Genomic DNA, 22,631 nt, shown 5'->3' with positions numbered 1-22,631 from the left:
CTTCCAAGCGGGCCCGGGGCCTTACGGGCATGAAATTGGTGATAAAACAGCCTCTGATTGCCATCTGTCGCAGCTTTGCGAGGGGCTATCGGGCAATCGCCTCGTTGAGCAGGCGGACGAATTCGGGCCGCTGCTTGTCGTCGATCCAGCGCACGACCGCCACGAGGTCATGCTGGTAGTCGACATAGACCATGTTGGTGCCGTTACCGATGAAGGTGACACTGTCCTTGGGCGCCGCGGGATAGGTCCTACCGTCCGTATTGAGAAACCAGTTCATGTAGCCATAGCCCGGATTCGGTCCGGTCGGCGTACGCGCCATGGCGATCCATTGCTCCGAGAGAATCCGCTTCTTGCCCCAAGCCCCTTTGTTGAGCGCCAGAAGTCCAAGCCGCGCCAGATCGCGCCCGGAGATGAACATGCCCCCGCCCCAATGGCCCCCGCCGGAAACCACCTTCACGCGCTTGCCGCCGATTTGCGTATAGGAGTTCTCATACCCCTCCCAATGCCACGTCTTGGACGCGCCAATCGGCTCCATCACCGTTTCGCTTAGAACATCGGGAAGCGGGCGCTTCCAAACATGGGTGAGTGCCAAGGCAAGCGCGTTCACCCGTACATCGGAGTATTTCCATTCCTTACCAGGTTCCGGCGGGCCTTTGGCCAGCTCATCCCAAGCCTGTTTGCCCGGCCGATCCGCCCACCAGGGCTTACCCCACATAGTACCGATCCAACCCGACGTCTGTCGCAGCATCATATCCCAGGTGATGGACCGGTTATGCGGCAGGAGGAAATCGGGCGAAGGCTGCACCAGATCGATCACCGGCGCGTGCACATCCGGAATCATGTGCCTGTCGAAGGCAACTCCGGCGACAGCGGAGAGGAATGTCTTCGAAATCGAATTGGTCATATCGGCAGCGGCCGTATCACCCCATTCGGCGACGATATAGCCATGCCGCAGGATGATGCCGCTCAATGGCGCATGCGGTGCCAAAGGCCCAATCGGCGTGTTGAAAGGCTCACCCGCATATTGCAACGGCTGGATGAGCCTGAGATCGCGCTGGTCGATCACCCCATCCAGCTCGGGGCTCAGCTTGTATTCATGCGCCTTGGCGAAATCGATCGCGGCCTGCAGCTTGGCCACGTCAAAACCTTCACGTGCAGGGGCGTGCTTGGCCCAATCGTCGCCTGGAGGCGGAAGATACCCGGCCGCGCAAGGTGCCACGAACAGAAATGCCGCAATGGCGAGCCAGCGCATGAAATCCCCCGAGACTTTCGGGAAGGCTATACCAGCCCTTCGGTCTCCGGCAATCCGAGCATGATGTTGAGGTTTTGCACCGCCGCGCCGCCCGCCCCTTTGCCGAGATTGTCGAGCAAGGCAACCAGACGCACCTGCCCGCTCTTATCGTTGCCGAAGACATGCAGTCGAAGGGCATTGGTGCCTTTCAACGCTTCGGCATCAAGGGTCACCGGTACCGGACCTTCGGAAGCCACGTCCACAAGCTTCGCTCCGGCATAGGCCTCTTCCAGCACAGCGCGGATATCACGAGGCGCGGGATTGCCGGGAAGCGACCATAGCGCCAGCGGCACTTCCACCATCATACCGCGATAGAAGCGCCCCACGGAGGGTGCGAGCACCGGCGGATGGCTAAGGCCGGTATGCATGGTCATTTCCGGCAGATGCTTATGGGCGAGCGTGTAAGCATAGCCGCGCACCACTGTCTCGGTGTACGTCGGCCCATCCTTGTTTTCGAATTCGGCAATCATAGACTTGCCGCCGCCCGAATAGCCGGACACGCCATTCGCCGCGACAGGATATTCCGCGGGCAGAAGATCGGCGCGCACCAAAGGACGAACCAGCGCGATGAAGGCCGTCGCCCAGCAGCCGGGATTGGAGACGCGCTTGGAGGCGGCGATCTTTTCGCTGGAATCTTTCTCGAGTTCGGCAAAGCCATAGGTCCAGCCGGGCGCGGTACGATGCGCCGTAGAGGCGTCCACTACCCGCACCTCTGGATTCTCGATCAGCGAGACGGCTTCCCGCGCCGCATCATCCGGCAAGCAAAGGATGACGAGATCAGCCTCGTTGAGTACGCGGGCGCGGGCGGCGGCTTCCTTGCGCTCGCTGTCGGCAAGCTCCAGCAAGGTCAAATCGCTGCGCGAAGACAGGCGCTGGCGGATTTCGAGCCCCGTCGTTCCTGCCGCGCCATCGATAAAAATCTTGTGTGCCACGCCGGTACACCCCTGAAAGAAAGAGGGTCCTTTTACCCCCCTTCCCCGCTGAGGCAAGGATTTTCCGACCCTAGCCCTGAAGAGCCGGCGCTGTATTGGCGGCAGGGTCTATTTTCCGTGGTTGAAAGGCGGCAACCGCCCGGTCGAGCGCTGCACGGGTACGGGCCGGCAGGCTTTCCGCGAGGACTTGGGCCCGGGCCGCGGCATGGGCATCGCCGCGCACTCCCGCGATCGCGTACCACTTATAGGCGCTCGCCAGGTCCATCGCCACGCCAAGCCCGCGTTCGCTGAGAACCGCAAGATCGAACGCCGCGTCGATATCTCCAAGCGTCGCAGCGCGTTCGAACCAGATCGCGGCCTTGCTATAATCGGTGCCCTCGCGCCAGCCGCCCGCATAGAGCTTGCCGAGATTGGCCATCGCCTTGAGATTACCGTGACCTGCCGCGCGCTCAAACCACCCGGCGGCGGCCGCAATATCAGAGTTCCCGCCCGTGCCCGTCTGCGCGAGAACACCCATCATGTTTTCCGCGACCGGATCACCGCTGCGCGCCGCGAGTTCTATATATGCGCGCCCTTTTGCAAGATCGATCGGCACGCCCGTTCCATTGATATATCTCAGTCCACGGACGAGTTGAGCGCGAGAACCGAAAGCAATTTGGTGCTGGGAACCCGCGACTGGGGAAGCCTCCGCCACGATGGCGCCTTGTGCCGGTTGGTAATGGGCAAAGACATAAGCATCGAACCACACCACGACTACGGCCAGCCCCATCAACACCAGCCAGCGATAGCGCCACCAGAAGCGTTTGTGCGAGCGCTTGACCGGGCGCACGATTTCTTCCAGCGCGATTTGCGCAGCCTTGGCGGCGCTGCGAGCCTTTTCAAGATAGGACGGCGACGCGATCTTTTCCCTCGGCGGTTCCTCGGGCGCTTCTTCAATCTCGCCTTGCGTATATACGGGCGCACTTTGCGGTTGCGCCCCGAGCTTGAGAAGGTCGAAGCGGATTTCCGATAATGCCGCGAGCTGCTTGTCCTCGAACTTATCCAGCCGCTGACGAAGCGCATGCAGCCGGTCGGCGAGCCCGGCGGTTTCAATATCAAGCCCCTTCAACTTCTCGCCGAGCTTTTCTTCCAGGGCGGCACAGGTCTTTTCACTGGCCGCAAGGCGCGCCTCTATCCGGCTGAGCGACGCCTCAACCCCATCGCGCGCGCGGGGGGAAGCGACAATTGCCTGGGACGCTATGGCATTCAGCGCCGCCGCCTTCTCGCGCTGCAACGCCTCGTAATTTTCGCCCTCCCCGGTATTTTCGGAGAGGCGCTTTCGCACAATTGTTTGTCCTTCGGACAATTGAAGCTCCAGCAATTTATCGAGGCAAAGTCTGATCCACTGTGGTGAAAAAAGTATTGGCCAAAATATCTAGTGAAGAATCCGGTAAACAATTTTTCGAAAGCGTGCTTGGCGTTTGAACAATTCAAAGGCATCTAAGATTTTTCCGATAGGCTTTACGCCACCGGGCGGCATCTGCCGCGCAATCTGTGCTGGAGAGCAAGGCAATGTCTCGAAGCGCTCTGAACAGCGTTAACACCGATACACTAAACATTCTGTCGGTTCGCGAAGTCGAAGCCGTACTTTCCGCGCATGAGGCCTATCTGAAGTCGGAGCGCAATGGCATGCGCGCCCAGCTTCTCTCCCGCCAGCTATCACGCATGGATTTTTCCAATCGTATTTTAGCCGAAGCCGACTTTTCCGGCTCCAATTTGACCGCCGCCAACCTCAAATTCGCCAATCTCGCGAGCGCCATTCTTTATTGCTGCGACCTGAAGAAGGTGGACGCGCGCTATGCCAATTTCACGGGCGCGGATTTGCGTGGCGTGGCGCTGACCGGCGCCAATCTCGCCTATGCGCGGCTTGATCGTACTGATTTTCGTCCCGGCCGGTTGATGCGCAACGGGCCAAACGGCAAGGGCATGGTGGTAGACCGCAGCGGATCGGCAGGCGGTGCCGATTTCTCCTACTGCTCCTTGAACGGTGCATCCTTCGAAGGGGCCGACTTGAAAGGCGCCGATTTCACCGGCGCGGTAATCACCGGCACCCGCTTCAAAGGTGCCCGCATGGCGGCGACACGTTTTAAGGACGCGATTTTTACCGATGTCGATATGAACGAGGTTGGGGTTCCACCTGAGGCTCTGGATGGCGCCATTCTGCCCCCCGATAGCGATGCGCTGCGCAATCGCAGCACCATTCTCGTCCAGCTCAAAATGCATGAGCATTGGGTGAGCAGCGATGGACGCAATGGCAGTGTCGCCCTGCTGGACGGCAAAGATCTCCGCCCGGTCGCAGCGCTGATCGGCAAGTTCAAGCTCACCGCCATATCGGCGCGCGATGTCATCGCGGCGGGGACCGACTTTTCCTGCACCGAATTGCAGGGGGCCAATTTCGAAGGCGCCGACCTGCGCGGCGCGAGCTTTGAGGGCGCAGATCTTCGCGGGGCGCGCTTCAAGGGCGCCAAACTTCAACACGCCAAATTCCTCGGCGCCGATATGCGGCCACTGGAACTGAAATCGGGCGGCAACAAAGCCTGTGATGTGAGCGAAAGTAACTTCAGCGCCGAGCAGCGGGCGGAAGCGATCTTCGAATAGCTCGAACGGTGCTGATCTAGATCAATTCCGTTTAGGCGTTGCATACGTATTCAATACCCCGGCATTCGCGCATTGTTAGCGCTCCCGCGTTTTGTCAGCGCTTACATGGGCTCCATTTGATCCAAGCACCGCAATAGCCCCATTGCGGAAACTACTAATTTTCCCCACGCGGACTATCCGTACGCGGAACTCCCAGCTTTCGATTCGGTAACCATACATCCACCCTTGCAACCGGAAAGAAAAACGGGGGTAGGGATGACACCGCAATCCGCCATATTTTCGAGCGACAGAGCCCGGCAAGCGAACGCGGCAACCATCGCGGCCGCCCCCAACCAGGACGGCGTTCACTTCCTCTTGCAGAAGCTTTCGGGCTCTGCGCGCCGCCTCCGGTTCAAGTCAGGCGACGTCATTGCGCAGGAAGGCGATCCGCAGACGGATATTTTCAAGCTGGTCGGCGGCACCTTGCGGCTATGCCGCCATATGCCCGGGGGCAAGCGGGTGGTCACCGAATTCCTCTTCGCCGGCGCGCTTTATGGCCTTGCCACGACGGAACGTTATCCGTTGACACTGGAAGCAGTCGGCCCGGCCACACTCATTGCCTATTCAAAAACACAATTCGAGCGTTTCAGCGAAGGTAATGCGAGAGTCCGAAATGACCTCATGAACCATCTCAGCAACGCCCTCGCTCGCACCGAGGCGCATCTTTTCCTCCTCGCCTCTGAAGGCGCGGCACAAAGGATCGCCAGCTTTCTTCTCCGTATGCGTAAGGAACACGGTGTGGCCGAACTTGGCCTGGAAGATGGCGACCGCCTGAATCTGCCCATGGGCCGAAAGGACATGGCAGACCATCTTGGGCTTACCGTGGAAACGGTCTGCCGGATTCTCACGGCCCTGCGCCGCCAGAACCTCATTGATTTGCACAACGCCCACACCGTCCTTCTGAAAGACAGCGCCGGGTTGATGGCGCTGGCAACAGGGGGTGTTGGGCCCCAGAACCAGAGTTGAGCGTTCTTAATTTGTGACCATGTTTGCCGCGTTATGTTTGCCGTGTTCGGGTGTTCTTTCCGGGTGCGGAGCGATTAACGGATCAGACCATGCACAAGGTTTTTGAAATCGCCATGGGCGCCTATCTCCAGCTTCTCGCCGGGGTGTCATGGCTTTCTCACTGGCTCCAGCCCAATGCCGGCGACAGCTATGCCACGGCGGCGCTCGTTGTCTCCGCCCTGCTTATCGGAATTTGCTGCGCTATATGGGCCGTGGTGTTGCGGCTGCGCTTTCACGCCTATCGCGAGGCAATGAAAAGCGCGCTCGCCAAAGCCCAAGGCGATATCCGCTTTCGCGAGGCGATGATTTCCGCCTGCCCCGAAGCGATCGCAGTGCTCGGATCGGACATGCACGCCCCGCTCTCCTATCGCGGCGGCGCAGGCCTTCTGCAGGCTTGTCTCGACGGCCCGGACGCACCGCTTCTGGCCGCCCGGCTCGAAACCCTTCTGGCGCATGGGGCGGCCTTCAGCGCCGTCGTACGCACCGCCGCCTTTCCGCAAGTGAGTGTGCGCGGCTGTGCTGTGGGCTCTCGCGCGGCAGTGTTTTTCCGCATCGACAAAGACGCTTCCAGCGCTGACGCTGACTACACCGCCTTGCTCGATGCCCTGCCCGTTCCGGTTTGGATTCGCAATCGCCACCTCGTGCTCACCTGGGCCAACCGCGCTTTCCTGGCGGCCACCGGCCAAGCCACTTTGCGCGATGCCCAGCTCTGTGATGCCAAGCTCGACAAATCCGAACGCGACCTGATGCGCGTCGCCTCCGAGGGCGGCGATGTTGACGCCGTGCGCCGTTTCGCCGTGGTGGATGGCGAGCGCCGCGTCTTCTCCCTCAACATGAAAAAGCTGCCTGATCGCAGCGTGGGTGCCTTTGCGACCGATCTCACGGATTTGGCCAAAGCCGAAGCGCGCGCCCAGCTCAACACCGAATCCCACACCGCCATTCTCAATACCCTCGAGACGGCTGTGGCAATTTTTGGCGCCGACCAGCGGCTGATACAGTGCAACAGCGCGTATGTCCGCATGTGGCACCTGCCGCAGGATTGGCTGGCAACCCGTCCGACCTTGAACGATATCCTCGACCGGCTGCGCGAAATGCGCCGCGTGCCGGAGCAGCGCAACTTCACCGCTTGGAAGCAGGAGCACCTCGCCCAATTCGAGCATGCCGGCCAGCATGTTACAGAGACCTGGCACCTGCCTAATGGGATCAGCGTCGATGTGCGCTCTGTGCCCTATCTGGCGGGCGGCGCGGTCTATCTCTTCCGCGATATCAGCGAGAAGCTGGCCCAGGAAGAAAGCTATCAGCTTCTCAAGCGGTCCCAGCGCGCCGTGCTGGATACGGTCGAGACTGCGACCGCGATGTTCGGCCCCGATGGCCGCCTCAGAATTCACAACGAGGCCTTTGCCGCACTGTGGCGGCTGGAAGACAGCGAACTCGCCGGCGAGCCGCATCTGACCAAGGTTGCCGACCTTTGCTCCAGCCGCACGGGCCGGGATGGCATCTGGAGCATGATCGCGGCCGGCATCAGCGCGCCCGATCCGGAACGTTACAATGCCTGGGGCGACTTGGTGCGGGCCGATGGCAAGAGCCTAAATTTGTCCCTCTCCCGGCTGCCTGATGGCGCCACCATGGTTTCTTTTGGCGATGTCACGGATTTGTCCCGCTTCAGCGTCGCCATCAGCGAGACGCCGGTATTACCGCCCGTGCAGCTCAATGAGCCGGTGATTTCAGCCGCCTGAGCGCTGGCCTGAATGTGCATTGGCCCGGATGTAGGGAGAAAACGTGAGGCCGGGTCTAAAGCCCGGCCCACCAATGCGAGACGGTACGGTCTACTGCCGCAGCAAGCTCGCCGATCCGCGATGGTGGGGACAACATACCAAGATGGCTCCGCCCGCCAAAATCCCGCATAGCAGATAGCCACTCCTGACGGCTTGCGGCGGCAATGCTGGAGGCACAGCCGATCAGGACCGGCTCTTCCGCGATAATACCTGGAATATCCAGCATCAGTGGACGCTGTCCGCCGCGCATCATCGGGCGATAGGCAAAGCCCGGCATATCCATTGTAATGACCACATGCGCCTTGCGCCCGCCTGCGGGGCTCCATTGCAGCCGCGCATAATGGCCCAACACCGCCAGCAAGGCTTGTGGCGGTCGGTCAAACCATAAGGGGTAAATCAGCGCCAATCTGGAGGCACATTCGATCCCCGCCAGAATGGCTTGAATATCCGCACTGCAGCGATTTTCGGCCAGATCAGCGATGCTGGTAAGTGGCAGCGCCCCAAGCTCCACCCGCGTTACACGCCAACCCGCCTCCTCCGCACCCTGCTGATAGGCCTGTGCCAAACCGGCACAGAAGCGCTGCGACCGAGGGTCGGGATGTCCATTGATGATCACAAGCTTTTTCATCGCCCCTGAAAACGCGCCAGTCTCAGGCAAGGTTTCCAGATGGAGATCAGGCGGCACGATCAGTCTCTTTGGATTGGCGCGCACGGCTCGATAAGAGCTTTCGTGCGGCACACATCGATTGCACCCAGCGCAGCACCCTCAAGGGATTGGAACCGCGCGGAATTACATCCATCACCCAACCGCAATCGAGCGTTTCCGGGTCGACTTCGCGCCCTGGATCCACAATCAGCAAAGCGGGGGTGGTAATGCCGTAGGCGCGAAAGAGGCGCAGTGTCCGAAGCGCGCCGCCTTGGGGCATATCGATTACCAAGCAGACAGCGGCATCATAGATGTGGCCGTCGTCTGCCTCTGGAGAATGCGGCGTGGACACTTCCAGGCCGCAACGCTCAAATAGCCCGCGCAGCTCTTCAGCATTTTCGCTTTTGTTTTCAGACGTAATGAGACAAACGCCGAGTGCCATGGTCCCGCTTTCGCGCGCTTCCGGCCCATTTTATGCGCCGTGAATGTGGCAAACAGTTGGGAGTTACGCCTACATTTCCCGCCGTATATTGATCCAGATCATCGCCGTCCCTGCGCCCCCTACACGCGCGTACGTTGTTTATACGTGTACGGCCTATTACGGATCGCAGAAAAATCAAAAACGTCTTAAGGGTAATCTCCAAGGGGAGGCACGGTGACGGGCGCAAAAGGCGCAGTTGGGTATGGACAGGCAATTGAATATTTCCATCGTGGACGACGACGACGTGGCCCGAGACGCACTTCGCGTCTTGCTCGAAGCAGCCAGTTTCAAGGTTAAGGACTACGCCTCCGCCACAGCCTTCCTGGATGATGATGTGTTCGGCACATCCTGCGTTGTCGCCGATATGGTGATGCCAGGTATGGATGGCCTTAGCTTGCAGCGCGAAGTCGCTCGGCGGCGCCATGACCTGCCTGTGGTGATCGTTTCAGGATTCGGAGAAATCGATCTCGCCGTGCAAGCAATGAAAGCTGGCGCCGTCGATTTTCTTGAAAAGCCTTGCGATGGCGAGGCTTTGCTCCAATGCATCCGCCGCGCTCTGGAGATAGGCGAAAAGACCAGAAGCCAAGCCGCGGCGGCTAAACAAGCAAAGCGTCTTGTCGGCTCGCTGACACCACGCGAGAAACATGTTCTCGACGAACTGGTCGGCGGGTTATCAAACAAGGCGGTAGCACAGAAGCTCGGCATATCCCCGCGAACTGTGGAGGTATATCGCGCGCAGATCATGACCAAGCTCAAGGCGGACAGCCTTTCCGACCTTGTACGAACAGCTTTATGTGCGACGGGTTGAGCGCAAATTTCGTACGTATTGCGGATTGATTTGAAGCGCGAAAAGCTCGCTCCATCTAGCGACGCGCGTTTTTCATGAAGGTTATATCGATTTTTATTAACTTCCGTACACGGGCAACATTGTCTTGTGGGCTTCTGCAACTTTGACCAGTGTCAACTTGCAGTTTAAGCCTCCCACAATCAAAATCACAGCGCTCTTGCGCGGCCTTGAAGCACGCGCTTTTTTGTCCGCTCGCCGAGATTTGCGGCGCAGCAGGAGAATTCAATGTCCCCGAAAACCGCCAACGCGATCGACACCTATGTCGCGGGGCGCCTTCGCAGCTACCGCCGCCAGCTTGGACTGTCGCAGGCTGACGTCGCCAAGAAGATCGGCATCACCTTCCAGCAGATTCAAAAATACGAAGCGGGCATCAATCGCGTCGGTGCTGGACGGCTGTTTCAAATCGCATCGCTCTACGCCATTCCAGTGCAGGACTTCTTCCCAAATGGCCCTGTGGCAGATGATGCTGCCAAGCGCAGCGCGCAGACCAATGAGGTTGCCGCTTTCGCCAGCAGCATAGATGGGCTGCGTCTCTGTGAAGCCTTTCTGGGTATCAAGGAAGCCAAGCAGCGCCGGGTTATCCTCTCCCTGATCGAGGAAATCCAGCAGCAAGGCCAACGAGAGCTCGTCAGCGACACGGTATAATACAGGGTACCGGCTTCAGGGCCCCATGAAGGCCTGCGTCATAAGGTGCCAGTTCCCACTGCCAGGCCACTACAGTCAGTCTACAGATTATATCCTGCAAAGCCTGCCCCATTCCGCAACGTCTGCCTGGGCGCCTGCAGCAGATTGTATCTACGCCAAACATTTGGCGTGGTGCGGAGTCCTACCCTGGGCGGAGTAACTGAATATCCATTTTTTATCTCGTTTTCCCTGCATCAATTCAACCTTAAATTGACACTACACCCAAAACAAAAGCGGCGCCCGAGATGGACGCCGCTCTGTTTGTGCTATCGCAATTACCGCTATTCGGTCGGCATCATGCCCGGCATCATGTTCATGTTGAGGTGATACATGATCCAGAGCGAGCCTACGACCAGGATTCCCACCACCACTACGGTGAAGATGAAGGCGGTGTTGTTCCAGACCTGCCCCGAGCTGGTGTTCATGTGCAGGAAGAAGAACAGATGCACCAGGATCTGCACCACGCCGATCGCAACAACCGCCAGGATGGCAGTCTGAGCCGGGAGCATATGGTTCATCACCAGAGCAAAGGGGATGGCCGTCAGGATAACCGAGAGGACGAAACCGATCACATAAGAGGTGACGGTACCGTGGCCCGCGTGATCGCTGCCATGGCTGGGTTGTTTTACGGGCGCGTTCATCAGACGGCTCCCATCAGATAGACGATGCTGAAAACCCCGATCCAGATGATGTCGAGGAAGTGCCAGAAGAGGCTGAGGATCAACAGACGGGTCTGATTGACCTGGGTCAGGCCGCGGCGGAAGAGATGGGCGAACATCACAGCCATCCACACCAGGCCCGAGGTGACGTGCAGCCCGTGGGTACCGACTAGAGTAAAGAAGCCTGAAAGAAAGCCTGAACGGCTGGGACCGGCGCCCTCTTCCACCAGCTTAGCGAATTCATGGATTTCCATTCCAATGAAGCCCGCACCGAGCAGAAAGGTCACTGCCAACCAACCGAGTACGACCGGCAGCTTATTCTTAAACATGGCGATCATCGCCAAACCGTAGGTCAAGCTCGAGATGAGGAGCAGCGCGGTTTCGACTGCCACATAATTCAGATCGAAGAGCTCCGCGCCCGAAGGCCCGCCCGCCAGATTGCCCCGAAGGACCACAAAACCCGCGAAAATCGTCGCGAACAGAATGCAGTCGCTCATCAGGTAGATCCAGAAGCCGAGAGGAATATTGCTCTCGTGCGCGTGATCGTCGCCGTGATGGTCCGAAAGTACTTGGGCCGTCATTGCACTGCCTCCGCCATGACTTTGAAGCGGGCCGCTTCGGTGGCAGCAACCGTCTCCGAGGGAACGTAATAATCGCGGTCTTCGTCGAAGCTATGGGCGACAGCCGCCCCCAGCATCACCAGGAAGGCCAAGCCGACCAGCCACCAGATATGCCAAGTGAGCGCAAAGCCAAGCACGCCGGAGGTGACGCCGATGATAAAACCAGTGCCGGTGTTATGCGGCATGTGGATTTTCTCATACTGCGGCTCCAGCTTGGGCGCCTTGCCCTCCTGCTTCATCGCCCAGAAGGCGTCGATGCCATGCACTTTGGGCACAACCGCGAAGTTATAGAAGGCTGGCGGCGAAGAGGTCGCCCATTCCAGGGTGCGGCCATTCCAGGGATCGCCCGTCTTATCCTTGAGCTTCTTGTGCTTCACGATGCTCCAGACGATCTGCAGCACGGTCGCGTTGATGCCGATGAAGATGATCAGCGCGCCAACCGCGGCCACGATCAGATAGACATGCCAGACGGCGTTATCGACATGGTCGAGGCGGCGGGTCATGCCCATCAGGCCGAGGGCATAGATCGGCATGAAGGCGACATAGAAGCCGACAAACCAGCACCAGAAGGAGACCTTGCCCAGGAAGGGATCAAGTTTGATGCCGGTCGCCTTGGGGAACCAGTAGGAGAAGCCCGCCATGACGCCGAAGACCACGCCGCCGATGATGGCGTTATGGAAATGGGCGATCAGGAAGAGCGAGTTATGCAGCACGAAGTCCGCCGGCGGCACCGCCATCAACACACCAGTCATGCCGCCGATGGCAAAGGTGATGATGAAGCCGATGGTCCAGAGCACGGGCACTTCCAGACGCACGCGTCCGCGATACATCGTGAACAGCCAGTTGAAGATCTTCACGCCGGTCGGGATCGAGATAATCATGGTGGTGATGCCGAAGAAGGCATTCACCTTGGCGCCCGAGCCCATGGTGAAGAAGTGATGCAGCCAGACCAGGAAGCTGAGGACGGTGATGCAAACCGTGGCATAGACCATCGATTTGTAGCCGAAGAGCGGCTTGCCTGAGAAGGTCGCGGTCACTTCCGAAAAGATACCGAAAGCCGGCAGCACCAGGATGTAGACCTCGGGATGGCCCCAGGCCCAGATCAGGTTGACATACATCATGGCGTTGCCGCCGCCGTCATGGGTGAAGAAATGCATACCCAGATAGCGGTCCAGCCCCAGCATGGCGAGGGTCACCGTCAGGATCGGGAAGGCCGCCACGATCAGCATGTTGGCGCAGAGGGTGGTCCAGGTGAAGACCGGCATCTCCATCATCTTCATGCCCGGGGCGCGCATCTTCAGGATCGTGGTAATGAGGTTCACGCCGGATAGAAGCGTGCCCAGACCCGAAATCTGCAAAGCCCAGATGTAGTAATCGACACCCACGCCCGGTGAGAAAGCCAGTTCCGAGAGCGGCGGATAGGCCAGCCAGCCGGTATGGGCGAATTCACCCACGGCCAGCGAAACGTTCACCAGCATGGCGCCCGCGGCCGTCAGCCAGAAGCTCATGGAGTTGAGATAGGGGAAGGCCACGTCGCGCGCGCCGATCTGCAGCGGCATGACGATATTCATCAGCCCAATCACAAAGGGCATGGCCATGAAGAAGATCATGATCACGCCATGGGCGGTGAAGACCTGGTCGAAATGCTCCGGTGGCAGGAACCCTGCCCCGCCCGAAGACGCCATCGCCTGCTGGCCGCGCATCATCAGCGCGTCCGCAAAGCCGCGCAGCAGCATGATGAGGGCCAGGATGATGTACATCATGCCGATCTTCTTGTGATCGACAGAGGTCAGCCATTCCGTCCACAGCCATTTCCAGCGCTTCAGATAGGTCAGCGTGCCCAGCACGGTGACAGCGGCAATGACCATGCCCGACACGGCCCCCATGATGATGGGCTCGTGAAAAGGAATGGCTTCGAGGGTCAGCTTGCCGAACAGCAAGGTTTGAAGATCGCCTGCGCTCATGGCTCAGCCTTTAATCTGTTTGGTGTTGACTGCTTTTTTGGCCGGATCATCGCAGATCGGCTTACCCGGCGCGGTGGCTTTCATATTCGCCATCGCGACGGCATCATCGGTGCAAACCCCGCCCATGGCGCAGCGGTTGAGGATGCGGTGAAACAGCCCCTCTTCCACCGAGCCGTAGGCCGTGACCGGATGCGTGCCTTGCTTCATCAGTGCGGCGTATTCGGCATTGCTGAGCGGGCCCGCTGCCTTGGCCTTGGCAACCCAGGCCTTGAAAGCCGCTGTGTCCAGCGCCTTGGCCGCGAAATGCATATCGGCAAAGCCGCGGCCTGAGTAATTGGCCGAGATGCCCATATAGGTGCCGGGATGATCGGCGCGAAGGTTCAGCTGGGACTGCATGCCCGACATCGTATAGACCTGCGTGCCAAGCTGCGGCACGAAAAACGCATTCATCACGCCCGAGCTCGTCAGCTTGAAATGCACCGTGCGCCCGACCGGCACCGCCAGCTCGTTGACCGAAGCCACGCCCTGTTCCGGATAGATGAAGAGCCATTTCCAATCCAGCGAAACGACTTCGACTTCGAGCGGTTTTTCCGCGGAAGGAATCTCTTTGCGCGGGTCGAGCGAATGAGAGGTGATCCAGGTGACCGTGCCCAAGACCAGAATGATCAGCACCGGAATGGTCCAGACCACCGCTTCGATGGTGTTGGAGTGGTGCCAGTCGGGCGCGTAGGTCGCCTTAGTATTGGAAGCGCGATACTTCCAGGCAAAGGCCACGGCCATGATGATCACCGGCACCACGACCAAAAGCATGATCCCAGTCGCCAGAAGAATGAGGTTCTTTTCGGCCTCACCGACGGGCCCTTTGGGGTCCATCACGACATAATCACATCCGCTGAGAAGGACCGCCGCGAGAGTGAGAAGCCCCACTCGCGACGCCAATTTGGCTTTTCCAGCCCAATCCGAAATCCGCACGAACGACGCTCCAGCCTATGCTCTTGGCCGGACTGCGAGGGGCAAACCGACCGTTGAAACTGCCCTAAAGTGAACGACTTAAGCCTGAACAAGCGGTTTTCAGGCCGATAAGGATCTCTCCCTACCTCAAACTAAAACTAACTCTTATCGGAGTTCTAAACAGCGACACCAACCTGTCGCACGCAATCCGCCATATTGCCGCAGATATCGCAAGAGTAATGATTGCAAACCGGACGCACGATCAACGCATTAGGTGATATAGTCAGATAACGCAGCGCTGCTGCGCGTATCTGCTCGGCATTCCCGCTCTCTTCTGCATTTCTGTCCTTCGATTTGGCGGTGCTGCGAAGGATGAGCGGCATCCTGTTTTAGGTTGCGACGGAGAACCGATTCGACAAAATTCGCGCGTCACGTTCAATTAATTTTGCAAACTAGTTACAATTGAATTAGTCGCCCATATGAGAGTAACATAGCGAGGTGCTGGTGCCCTCGCGGCGCTGGCCGAGCGGTTGGAAGCCTGGGCAGACCACAAACCCGCAAAGGCATTCCTGACGTGAAGCCCGGACCCGGTTTAGACGGTGGGCAAAATTGGTGCGCTATGGAACGCAACAGCGATTGGCTGAAGGGCACCTTATTTGCGACGGTGGTATTTCCGGTCGCAGATCTTCGGCCAATTCTCTGTGCAGATCTCGCTCTGGTGCGCGCCCCCTTCCAAGAGCGCGACTGTAGCGTGTATTTGCGCCGCTTTGGTCCAGGACAGTATCGCAGCCTTCAACGCGCTACCTACCGCCATCAAAATGCGTCAAGAGCAATTGAGAACAGCCCTCCAGAGCTGCCGCCGCCTCTTATTAGTGACGAAAACTGGTTCGTTTCTGCAAAACGCTTTGTACGCATCCCCGTAGACGCCGCTCAGCAGGTGTTGAACCAAGCCGGCGCAACTTTACCGATCCGCGAGCCGCCTCCAGGCCCACGGCTCTTTGCGGACGGGTTGATTTCCGCTCGCCTGGAAATTCCTATGGTTCTGGATTATGGGGCGGACCTTGCGAAACTGTCTCCAGCAGAGATCTGTCGCCTGATTTTGGCGATAGACACCGAAATTCGCACCTCCCGCCCCAGTAAACGATCCCCATCCCGCCAAAAGGTGCGTCTGGGGGCTTTGTCCAGACCTTTCCGCGAGGCGTATCTCGCAGCCACGACCCGCGAACCCCTCCGCGCAGTCGCGCGCACGCAAGAGAGCGAGGCCGAAAAATTGAAGCAGGCCCGTGCCGCGCTGATTGCCACTGAACCGCTGATCCTGCTCGTCGTGCCCGGCGCGTTGGATGAGCCACCGCAATTACAGACGGAAGTCGTTCGCGATGCGGCAGGATCGTTCCGTGCACTCACGTTGTTTGTTGGGGATATGCGTTATGGGCTTTTAATGCGGCAGGTACGGCGCAGTTTCGTGCGCCTGCATAGCGAAGGCAGCGCCGTAATCCGCCTCGTTCAGCGATGGCAATCCGAGAAAAGCCAACCGGCCGAGAGCATGCTTCGCCGTCTTGCTGGGCTTAGTGACCGCCTCTTCGACGCACAATTGGCGATCGTGGGGCAAGCCGGTCAGGCAATTCCGTTCCTGGGTGAAATCGCGCCTTCCTTGGCTGATGCCGTGGAACAGCTCGGCGGCTGGCTGGATGCGGTTTATCCCGATGCGGGACGGGTGCAGAGACGCTTCGCCAAGACCCTGCTCGCCAACACTACAAACGGCACAAAACTGGAGGTCAGAATGGGAGACGTTTTCTCGAATATCAGCAATTCCACCATTCTCAATCATTCAATCGCGCGCAATGCATTCAACGTCGTGAAGACAAACCATGACGAGGAGACTGCCAATGCGCTGGCTCGTATCAGCGATGAAGTGCATGCCTCCGGCAATAAAGATGCCGGGGAACTCGTAAATAAGCTGAACGAGGAAGTTGCCAAGCCGCAACCGACGAAGCCTGTCCTGAAAGCCTATTGGGACGGTTTGGTTGCGGTTCTGCCCTCTGTTGCAAAAGTTGCCGGGGCTGCAGTCGCAATCGCGAAATTACTCGCGTGAATGCACCCGAATAAAAAAGCCCCTGCTCTCTTTCAAGAACAGGGGCAGGGATCACCGGGACTAAGCTCGCGACTGGGAGAGTTGAACCAAGTCCCGTGCGCCTAAAAGAAGGCGGTTAGAAATTCCCCTTCAGGCCGAGCGTGAAGTAGCGGCCCATATCGTCGTGGAAGCCCGCCGTCGGATAGAACAAGCCCGGAAGACCCGCCGTGCCCGCGGTGTAGAGCGGTGCGCGCGTGTTGCCGATATTGCTGACCGAGAGATAGACCTCGTTGCTGGCGCCCCACAGATCGAAGCGCTCGGACACGGTCACGTCGAGCACATCGTTCGAGCCCAACCGCGGGATGGTATAGACCTGGGTGCTGTTGGTGGCCTTCTTCACGCTGCTGAGGAGCTGGTTCTGCAACGACAGCGAGAAATTGCCATTGGTGTAATTCAGGAACGAGGTCTGGCGCAGTTTGGGCGCGAAGGCCCAGGCGGGCGGCGCCCCCGGGAAGTTCACCGTCGTATTCACCGGCTGATAGGTCATCATATGCCGGATGGTGAAATCGCCAGGGAACCAGGGAAGCAGCTCTTCCATATTCCAGCGATAATTGGCTTCGATATCGAAACCTTCCATCTGCTGGGTGGCAGAGTTGAAGCCCGCCGACCACACTTCGGTTGGATAGTTCGCCGGCGAAGTAAAGGCAGGATCGCTCGGGTTAGTGATCGGGCGCACCGCCAAAGAGCAGTAAGGCGAGTTATAGGCAGGCGCACTGTTGATGCAGAACTTCTGCACGTCGTTGCTCTGATAGCTGATGCCCGTGATCGCCTGGGTCATGTGGGTCTGATACCAGTCGACCGAGAAATTGAAGCCCTGCAGGAAGGTCGGCGTCAGCACCACGCCCGCAGTATAGGTACGTGCGTTTTCCGGCTTCAGGTTGGGGTTGCCGCGCGTGACAAGGCGAGTGTTGTCGCTCTTGCCGGTGAGAAGATCCTGGAAGCCGGTCGAGGAAATACCAGCCGGTTGATAAAGATCGTTGAGGTTGGGTGCGCGGATATCGAACGACATCGTACCACGGAAATGGATGTTGTCGTCGACGTGCCAATCGCCGCCGATTTTCCACGTCTCCACCCCACCGAAGTTTGAGTAGTTTGTGTAGCGTCCGGCGAAGTCGGCCGACAAAGATTGCACCAACGGCATGTCTTTCAGCAGCGGTACGTTAAATTCCGCCGCGAATTCATAGACGCTGTTGCTCGCACTGACCGGGGCGTTGGTGTTCTGCACATAGCGCACCGGGGCGCCGCCATTGGCGAGACACATGCGAAGGCCGGTGCAATCCACAAACTCCGTCGGCGAGCGGCCGTTATTGGTCAGGTCGTAGGTGTTCCAGCGTGCTTCCGCAGACAGAGCGGCGGTGATTTCACCGGCCGGAAGGCCAAAGCCCCAGAGCCCGCCATGGATCGAACCGCCAATGTCATCCACCTTCTGAGTCAAAATCCACCAGGTCGGCGTTTTCAGATAATCATAGGCGGCCTGCGAAGGCCCGTTGGGGTCGAATATGTTGGATGGAATACATCCAGGATAGAGGCCCGCATATTGCGGCTGAGTCAGCACCCAGCAGGTGATGCTGCCGCTGATGTCCTGACCATTGACCTTGGTACCGGTCGGCGCAACCACCGCGTCCAACGAGGCAAGGTATTTGGCGTTGTCGGTGTTGTTGGGGTTCAAGACCTTCAGGCGGCTTTCACCGTGATTGTAATAGACGTCCCAATTCAGCCCTGAGAGCGTGCCCGTGGCGCCCGTTTCGACATTGACGTTCCGCTGCAAGCCGCGGGTTTGATAGAGGTTCTGCGGCGCGTCCACGCCACCGACATGGCTCCAGATGTAAGAGGGCGCCGAGAAGTACGGCACATTCGGCGGCGGCGGCGGCGTGGTCCCGGTCTGCGGTGAGACCGAAGGCACAGCAGGCAAGCAGCGCCAGCCCGCCGAGGCAACCGGATCGTTACAGTTGATACTCGCGCCCAGCTTTTGCTGCGTGGCAGCAGTCAAGAATGGGTTGTTCGCGAAGACCGTGTTGGGGCGGCTGCTCGCGCCGCTTACCACCCAGGTAATCCAGCGCGAGAAGTCTTCCGACTCCGCCACACTGCCCTGAACATAAGCATTAATGCTCGGCGTGATGTCGTAGCTGAAGCGGGCGAACAAATCGGCCATTCTAACTTTGGAGCGGAAGGTACCATTCTGCACCCAACCGCCATCACCGCCGCTTTCCAAACCACCTGACGGTGAGATGACGCCATGGACCATGGGGGAAATCTCACCAGGCGCATTGAAGGTGTAACGGTTATATTGGCAGGCCGAGCCGCAATTGATGGTGCCGTGCATCGACTGGTTGAAGGTGCGCCCGTAAGGAACATCAACCCAAGGATTGGAGGTCGTGCCACCACCCGCCTGCAGCCATGATTGTCCGTTCTGGCCATAGGGACGGTTCTTGATCGGAACCATGTCTTGATAACGATAGCGGCCCGCGGTCTCAAAATGGCCTTTGCCACCGAACAGTGGGGTGCCATAGGCCAGTTCGACCTGGTGCTGGGCACCATCGCCATAGTTCGAAATACCGGCGTTGACGTTGTACTTGAAGCCGTTGAAATTCTTGTTGAGCACGAAGTTGATCACACCAGCCACGGCATCGGAGCCGTAAACCGCCGAGGCGCCGCCGGTGACGATATCGATCTGCTGCATCAACACTTGGGGCAGCGTATCAACGTTGACTGTGCCGTCCTGGTTGGACGCCGGAACGCGATGACCATCGAGCAGCACTAGGGTGCGCGAGGCGCCGAAGTTACGCAAAGCCAGCGTGTTGCCACCATTATTCGTGCTGCCGTTACCCTGGTTGCGCGGCGTGCGCCCGCCAATGATGGTGGGTAGCTTGTTGAGGGCGTCCGGGATATCGGTCGGCGTGGTGGTCTGTAGTTGCGTAACATCCAAGGATGTAATCGGCGTCGGCGACAAGGTGGTGTCGGTGATGACGCGCGAACCGGTGACGGTCACGGTTTCCAAGGTTTCCTGCGCGAAGGCCGGTGCAGCGTAAAACGCAGCAAGGCTGATGCCGCCCAGCAAGACTGCCCGCAAATGCTTATGCTCTGTCATGATATTCTCCCTCTCCTGTTTTGGCTTTTGTTGTTATTTCGCGGCGTTGGTGCGCCGGACCTTTATGTCCCGTGATGATGCGTTGCGGTGATATGCGTGTGGCCGCCGCATCCACCGTTGCGCCCGGCAATGCGGAGAACGGCGATGCAGACAGCAGCGCGCAGAAGCGCGGGTTTCCGGTTTGGTTTTGGCGGATTAGCCCTGAACGACAGCATCCCTCCCCCCGGAGAATGTGGGTCACCCAAAGATGGCCGGGGCACATCCGTGCCACCGGGGACAGTTGCCGCTCGCGCGGTCTCGCAAGCCCTCGCCTTCTGACGAGGCGATGTGTGGTGCTTACAATTTAGGACATTAGGCAGAGGGGGTGCGACAAACATCCCCGACTTTGGTCGTAGTTATGCCGCAATTGGCCGCCCGCGGGAGGAGGCGAATAATCTGCATGTACGCCTAACGGATCACACTAAGTACCTGTATGAAAGCGCTTTCCAGCGTGCATGCGAGACGGCAAGGACTTGATTGATTTGCCTGACAAACAAGCCCGCGGCGAGGCAAGCGAGCGCCTACCGCCGAAACATAATTGCCGTCACGGAAATCTCCAGCCCAAAACAAAAACAGCGGGAGTTTCCTCCCGCTGTTTCCATATTCGCATTCGCGCCGCTAAACCACCGACCTCAATACATAGAAGATCGGATTTGTAGAGTAAGGATTTTCAGCTGCATGAATGGACTTATTATCTGACGAGATCCACATCAGAACTTTCGTTTTACTGTCACCGCCCAGCCCCAAAAGACTTGATGGGGTTGAAGCCTCACCAAGCTTTTTTCGCTTGATCATTGCTTCAATTATACGCCCATTGATCGTACCCTCGAGGACTTCTTCGTATTTTTCCGGCACAGGCTGCAGGCCAAGCCCTGTCGTTAAGGCGTTGGCCAGGCTATTGCTTGCCACCTCGTAAGTACTCTTGGCGGAAAAGTTATTGCCTTCGAATTTAAAGATGAGGACGCGGTCGCCGCGTTGCCATTTTTCGCCGATAGTAACGCCCTCCGCTGACGTAACCGCTTCGCCGAGAGCTTTGTAAAACTCAGCCTTAGGACGAAGCTTATCCATAGTCTCGGTGAGCGTCTTATTTTCTTCCTCCGGAACGTCCTTGAGCTGTGCTAATCCAGCATCGATATTCTTGTGATAGTTCTCGAACGTTCTGCCTTTTTCAAATATGACTTTAGCTTCATTTGAAAAGCCTGCTCTGAGGAACTTCTGCCCGAGATTGCTCATAGCCAATGTCTCACCACGATCCTCTGCAGCACGATAAGCATTGACTGCTTTCACGGGCATCTTGAGGTTATCTAACGCGACGCCGAGATTGTTCCACACGTGCGCTTCGCGGCTTTCCCAAGGAATTTTATTGTAATGATAGAGCGCCAGTTCCTCATTACCCATTTCCGAGTGCTTGAATGCCAGCTTAAAACGTATTTCAAAATCGTCTGGAGCAATATCTACGATGCGCTCCATCGCAGCGATCAGTAAACCATCCGACTTTTGAGCTTCGGCAATTTCTCGCAAAGCCGACAGCAGCTTCAATTCACCGGCTACATCGCCCGCAACGGCTGGCTTCACCATGTTGATTTGCAAGATCACGTCACTTGGCTTCTTCGCCTTAGCATATTCGACTGCCGCGAAGCCACGATACAGACTCGATTTTCCCGCGCCTAAAGGCAGTTCGGCGGCTTGAACGAAAACGCTCGCGGCTTCCGCAAATTGGTCATAATGCGAATAGGCACGTGCAAGCAGAACTAATATTGAATCAGAATTAGGATATTGCTGAGCCAGCCCCATGAGCTTCACAATACTCCCCCCCCTACCGAGAAAAACCTTCATATATTCGAGGTTTGCGTCCCATTCGGCGACTGTTTCTGCTCCGTCATTCACAGGCGACTCGCGAAAGGCGGCATCTATTTTTTTGAGCGCTTCATCATCCTTTCGTAGATAAGCCCTAAATGCTCCAAACTTGTATTCATCGAGCTTCCACTCAGGCTTTGGAGCAATGTCAGGCACCGGATCGGCTTCCGCATCCGCTTCCGCTTCCCCAGTCGTTGCTGGTGGCTCCGACGCAACGGACGCACTTGGGAATTTTGGCGACAGAGCCTTAATCATCTCCACTATCTTGCCGAAGACTAGGCTAGGCTTATCCCGTTCAAACTCGATATATTCGATATTGCCCTGTAGTCCACCGGGCGCACGCAGGCCCTTTTCAACAAGCAAGACAAGTTCCATGCCGCGCCCTTTAGCAAGGCCGATCTCTTGTATGACCCAATCGGAAGTTTTTGCCTGAAGGCTAGTCACCGCGACTTTGCGGTGACTAGTACCCCAGAAAGTCGGTTTTAACACAGCGGGCGATGCTGCAAATTCATTCCGAGTGCAGATACCGATGAATGTGTTTTTGCCGTCAATAATTGCGAGAACTTTTTCCGCGAGTTCTTTCGGTTCTGCAGCTGTCGCGTGCTCCCATGAGAAGTGCGGAACAATTCCGGTCAGCTGATCGAAGTAATCGAGGAATGCATCAACGACAGGCTTGTCTGCCTGATTGAAGCTGTGCCCCACGAAGGCTTTTATCTGTTTCATTGTTCTGCCCCACCTCAGAACAAAATATTGGCGTCGTCTCCAAGCATCACTTCAAACGATTGATGCCCCAGGCCAGACTTAAACCAGCACATGTTGCGATACTCGTTTTGAGTTTATCGCGTCTACAAACCACCGGACAGGGCTTTTTTTTTGCGAACTACATTGCTGAATAGAACCATCAGCCTACGAATCGAATCTCAATGAGCGATCCGCGGCACTGGTCTGGGATTGGTGAATAACAAAAACGGCCCGCATTTCTGCA

Annotated in this window: 17 protein-coding genes; 6 read left to right on the top strand and 11 right to left on the bottom strand. The window is 57.9% G+C overall.

Annotation, left to right across the window (positions count from 1 at the left end):
• Positions 1-85 precede the first annotated feature (85 nt).
• From FHS83_RS16110 to FHS83_RS19835, 3 genes are all read right to left on the bottom strand, one after another.
• The gene (locus tag FHS83_RS16110) at positions 86-1,252 is read right to left on the bottom strand and encodes a serine hydrolase domain-containing protein (protein ID WP_167083985.1); all 1,167 of its coding nucleotides are present in this window, start codon (positions 1,250-1,252) and stop codon (positions 86-88) included.
• A gap of 26 nt (positions 1,253-1,278) precedes the next feature.
• Positions 1,279-2,223 (bottom strand): N-acetyl-gamma-glutamyl-phosphate reductase, encoded by a 945-nt coding sequence (gene argC / locus FHS83_RS16105; RefSeq protein WP_167083983.1) that lies wholly within the window; start codon positions 2,221-2,223, stop codon positions 1,279-1,281.
• A 70-nt stretch (positions 2,224-2,293) separates the two neighbouring features.
• Entirely contained in the window at positions 2,294-3,547 is a 1,254-nt protein-coding gene (locus FHS83_RS19835; protein ID WP_167083981.1) for an SEL1-like repeat protein, read from the bottom strand.
• Positions 3,548-3,774: 227 nt separating this feature from the next.
• Here FHS83_RS19835 and FHS83_RS16095 point away from each other — a divergent pair, with 227 nt between their 5' ends.
• The 3 genes from FHS83_RS16095 (at position 3,775) to FHS83_RS16085 (ending at position 7,640) form a co-directional block, all read left to right on the top strand.
• Positions 3,775-4,860: a pentapeptide repeat-containing protein gene (locus FHS83_RS16095; RefSeq protein WP_167083980.1), complete on the top strand. Its 1,086-nt coding sequence runs from the start codon at positions 3,775-3,777 to the stop codon at positions 4,858-4,860.
• A 354-nt stretch (positions 4,861-5,214) separates the two neighbouring features.
• Entirely contained in the window at positions 5,215-5,865 is a 651-nt protein-coding gene (locus FHS83_RS16090) for a Crp/Fnr family transcriptional regulator (RefSeq protein WP_167083978.1), read from the top strand.
• Positions 5,866-5,954: 89 nt separating this feature from the next.
• On the top strand, positions 5,955-7,640 hold the full coding sequence (locus FHS83_RS16085) for a PAS-domain containing protein (RefSeq protein ID WP_167083976.1): 1,686 nt from the start codon (positions 5,955-5,957) through the stop codon (positions 7,638-7,640).
• A gap of 55 nt (positions 7,641-7,695) precedes the next feature.
• Here FHS83_RS16085 and FHS83_RS16080 read toward each other — a convergent pair whose 3' ends face one another.
• Together FHS83_RS16080 and FHS83_RS16075 are read right to left on the bottom strand one after the other, a co-directional pair.
• Positions 7,696-8,364: an NAD(P)H-dependent oxidoreductase gene (locus FHS83_RS16080; protein ID WP_167083974.1), complete on the bottom strand. Its 669-nt coding sequence runs from the start codon at positions 8,362-8,364 to the stop codon at positions 7,696-7,698.
• Positions 8,354-8,767, bottom strand: coding sequence for a hypothetical protein (locus FHS83_RS16075; protein ID WP_167083972.1), 414 nt, complete (start codon positions 8,765-8,767; stop codon positions 8,354-8,356). Before FHS83_RS16075 ends, FHS83_RS16080 begins: the two co-directional genes overlap by 11 nt.
• Before the next feature lie 241 nt (positions 8,768-9,008).
• On the opposite strand from FHS83_RS16075, the gene FHS83_RS16070 reads away from it, so the two are divergent.
• On the top strand, positions 9,009-9,614 hold the full coding sequence (locus FHS83_RS16070) for a response regulator transcription factor (RefSeq protein ID WP_167083970.1): 606 nt from the start codon (positions 9,009-9,011) through the stop codon (positions 9,612-9,614).
• A gap of 264 nt (positions 9,615-9,878) precedes the next feature.
• Positions 9,879-10,298, top strand: a complete 420-nt coding sequence (locus FHS83_RS16065) for a helix-turn-helix domain-containing protein (protein WP_167083968.1) — start codon at positions 9,879-9,881, stop codon at positions 10,296-10,298.
• Positions 10,299-10,618: 320 nt separating this feature from the next.
• Here the strand turns inward: FHS83_RS16065 and cyoD are convergent, their stop codons facing one another.
• Genes cyoD through cyoA form a run of 4 tightly spaced genes read right to left on the bottom strand, consistent with a single transcriptional unit; the run spans position 10,619 to position 14,552 of the window.
• Positions 10,619-10,978, bottom strand: a complete 360-nt coding sequence (gene cyoD / locus FHS83_RS16060) for a cytochrome o ubiquinol oxidase subunit IV (protein WP_167083966.1) — start codon at positions 10,976-10,978, stop codon at positions 10,619-10,621.
• Positions 10,978-11,577, bottom strand: a complete 600-nt coding sequence (gene cyoC / locus FHS83_RS16055; protein ID WP_167083964.1) for a cytochrome o ubiquinol oxidase subunit III — start codon at positions 11,575-11,577, stop codon at positions 10,978-10,980. Before cyoC ends, cyoD begins: the two co-directional genes overlap by 1 nt.
• Positions 11,574-13,553 carry a cytochrome o ubiquinol oxidase subunit I gene (gene cyoB, locus FHS83_RS16050; protein ID WP_167085568.1) on the bottom strand — a complete coding sequence of 660 codons (1,980 nt, stop codon included), beginning with the start codon at positions 13,551-13,553 and terminating at the stop codon, positions 11,574-11,576. The genes cyoC and cyoB overlap by 4 nt, the downstream gene beginning before the upstream one ends.
• A gap of 30 nt (positions 13,554-13,583) precedes the next feature.
• On the bottom strand, positions 13,584-14,552 hold the full coding sequence (cyoA, locus tag FHS83_RS16045; protein WP_208414902.1) for a ubiquinol oxidase subunit II: 969 nt from the start codon (positions 14,550-14,552) through the stop codon (positions 13,584-13,586).
• Positions 14,553-15,150: 598 nt separating this feature from the next.
• On the opposite strand from cyoA, the gene FHS83_RS16040 reads away from it, so the two are divergent.
• The gene (locus tag FHS83_RS16040; RefSeq protein WP_167083962.1) at positions 15,151-16,623 is read left to right on the top strand and encodes a hypothetical protein; all 1,473 of its coding nucleotides are present in this window, start codon (positions 15,151-15,153) and stop codon (positions 16,621-16,623) included.
• Positions 16,624-16,738: 115 nt separating this feature from the next.
• Here FHS83_RS16040 and FHS83_RS16035 read toward each other — a convergent pair whose 3' ends face one another.
• Positions 16,739-19,750: a TonB-dependent receptor domain-containing protein gene (locus FHS83_RS16035; protein ID WP_167083960.1), complete on the bottom strand. Its 3,012-nt coding sequence runs from the start codon at positions 19,748-19,750 to the stop codon at positions 16,739-16,741.
• Between the two features lie 657 nt (positions 19,751-20,407).
• On the bottom strand, positions 20,408-22,369 hold the full coding sequence (locus FHS83_RS16030) for a tetratricopeptide repeat protein (RefSeq protein ID WP_167083958.1): 1,962 nt from the start codon (positions 22,367-22,369) through the stop codon (positions 20,408-20,410).
• Between the last annotated feature and the right edge of the window lie 262 nt (positions 22,370-22,631).

This window comes from Rhizomicrobium palustre (genome assembly GCF_011761565.1).
GTDB lineage: Bacteria > Pseudomonadota > Alphaproteobacteria > Micropepsales > Micropepsaceae > Rhizomicrobium > Rhizomicrobium palustre.
The sequence above is the reverse complement of the archived record's forward strand: the minus strand, read 5'-3'. Positions and strand labels throughout refer to the sequence as shown.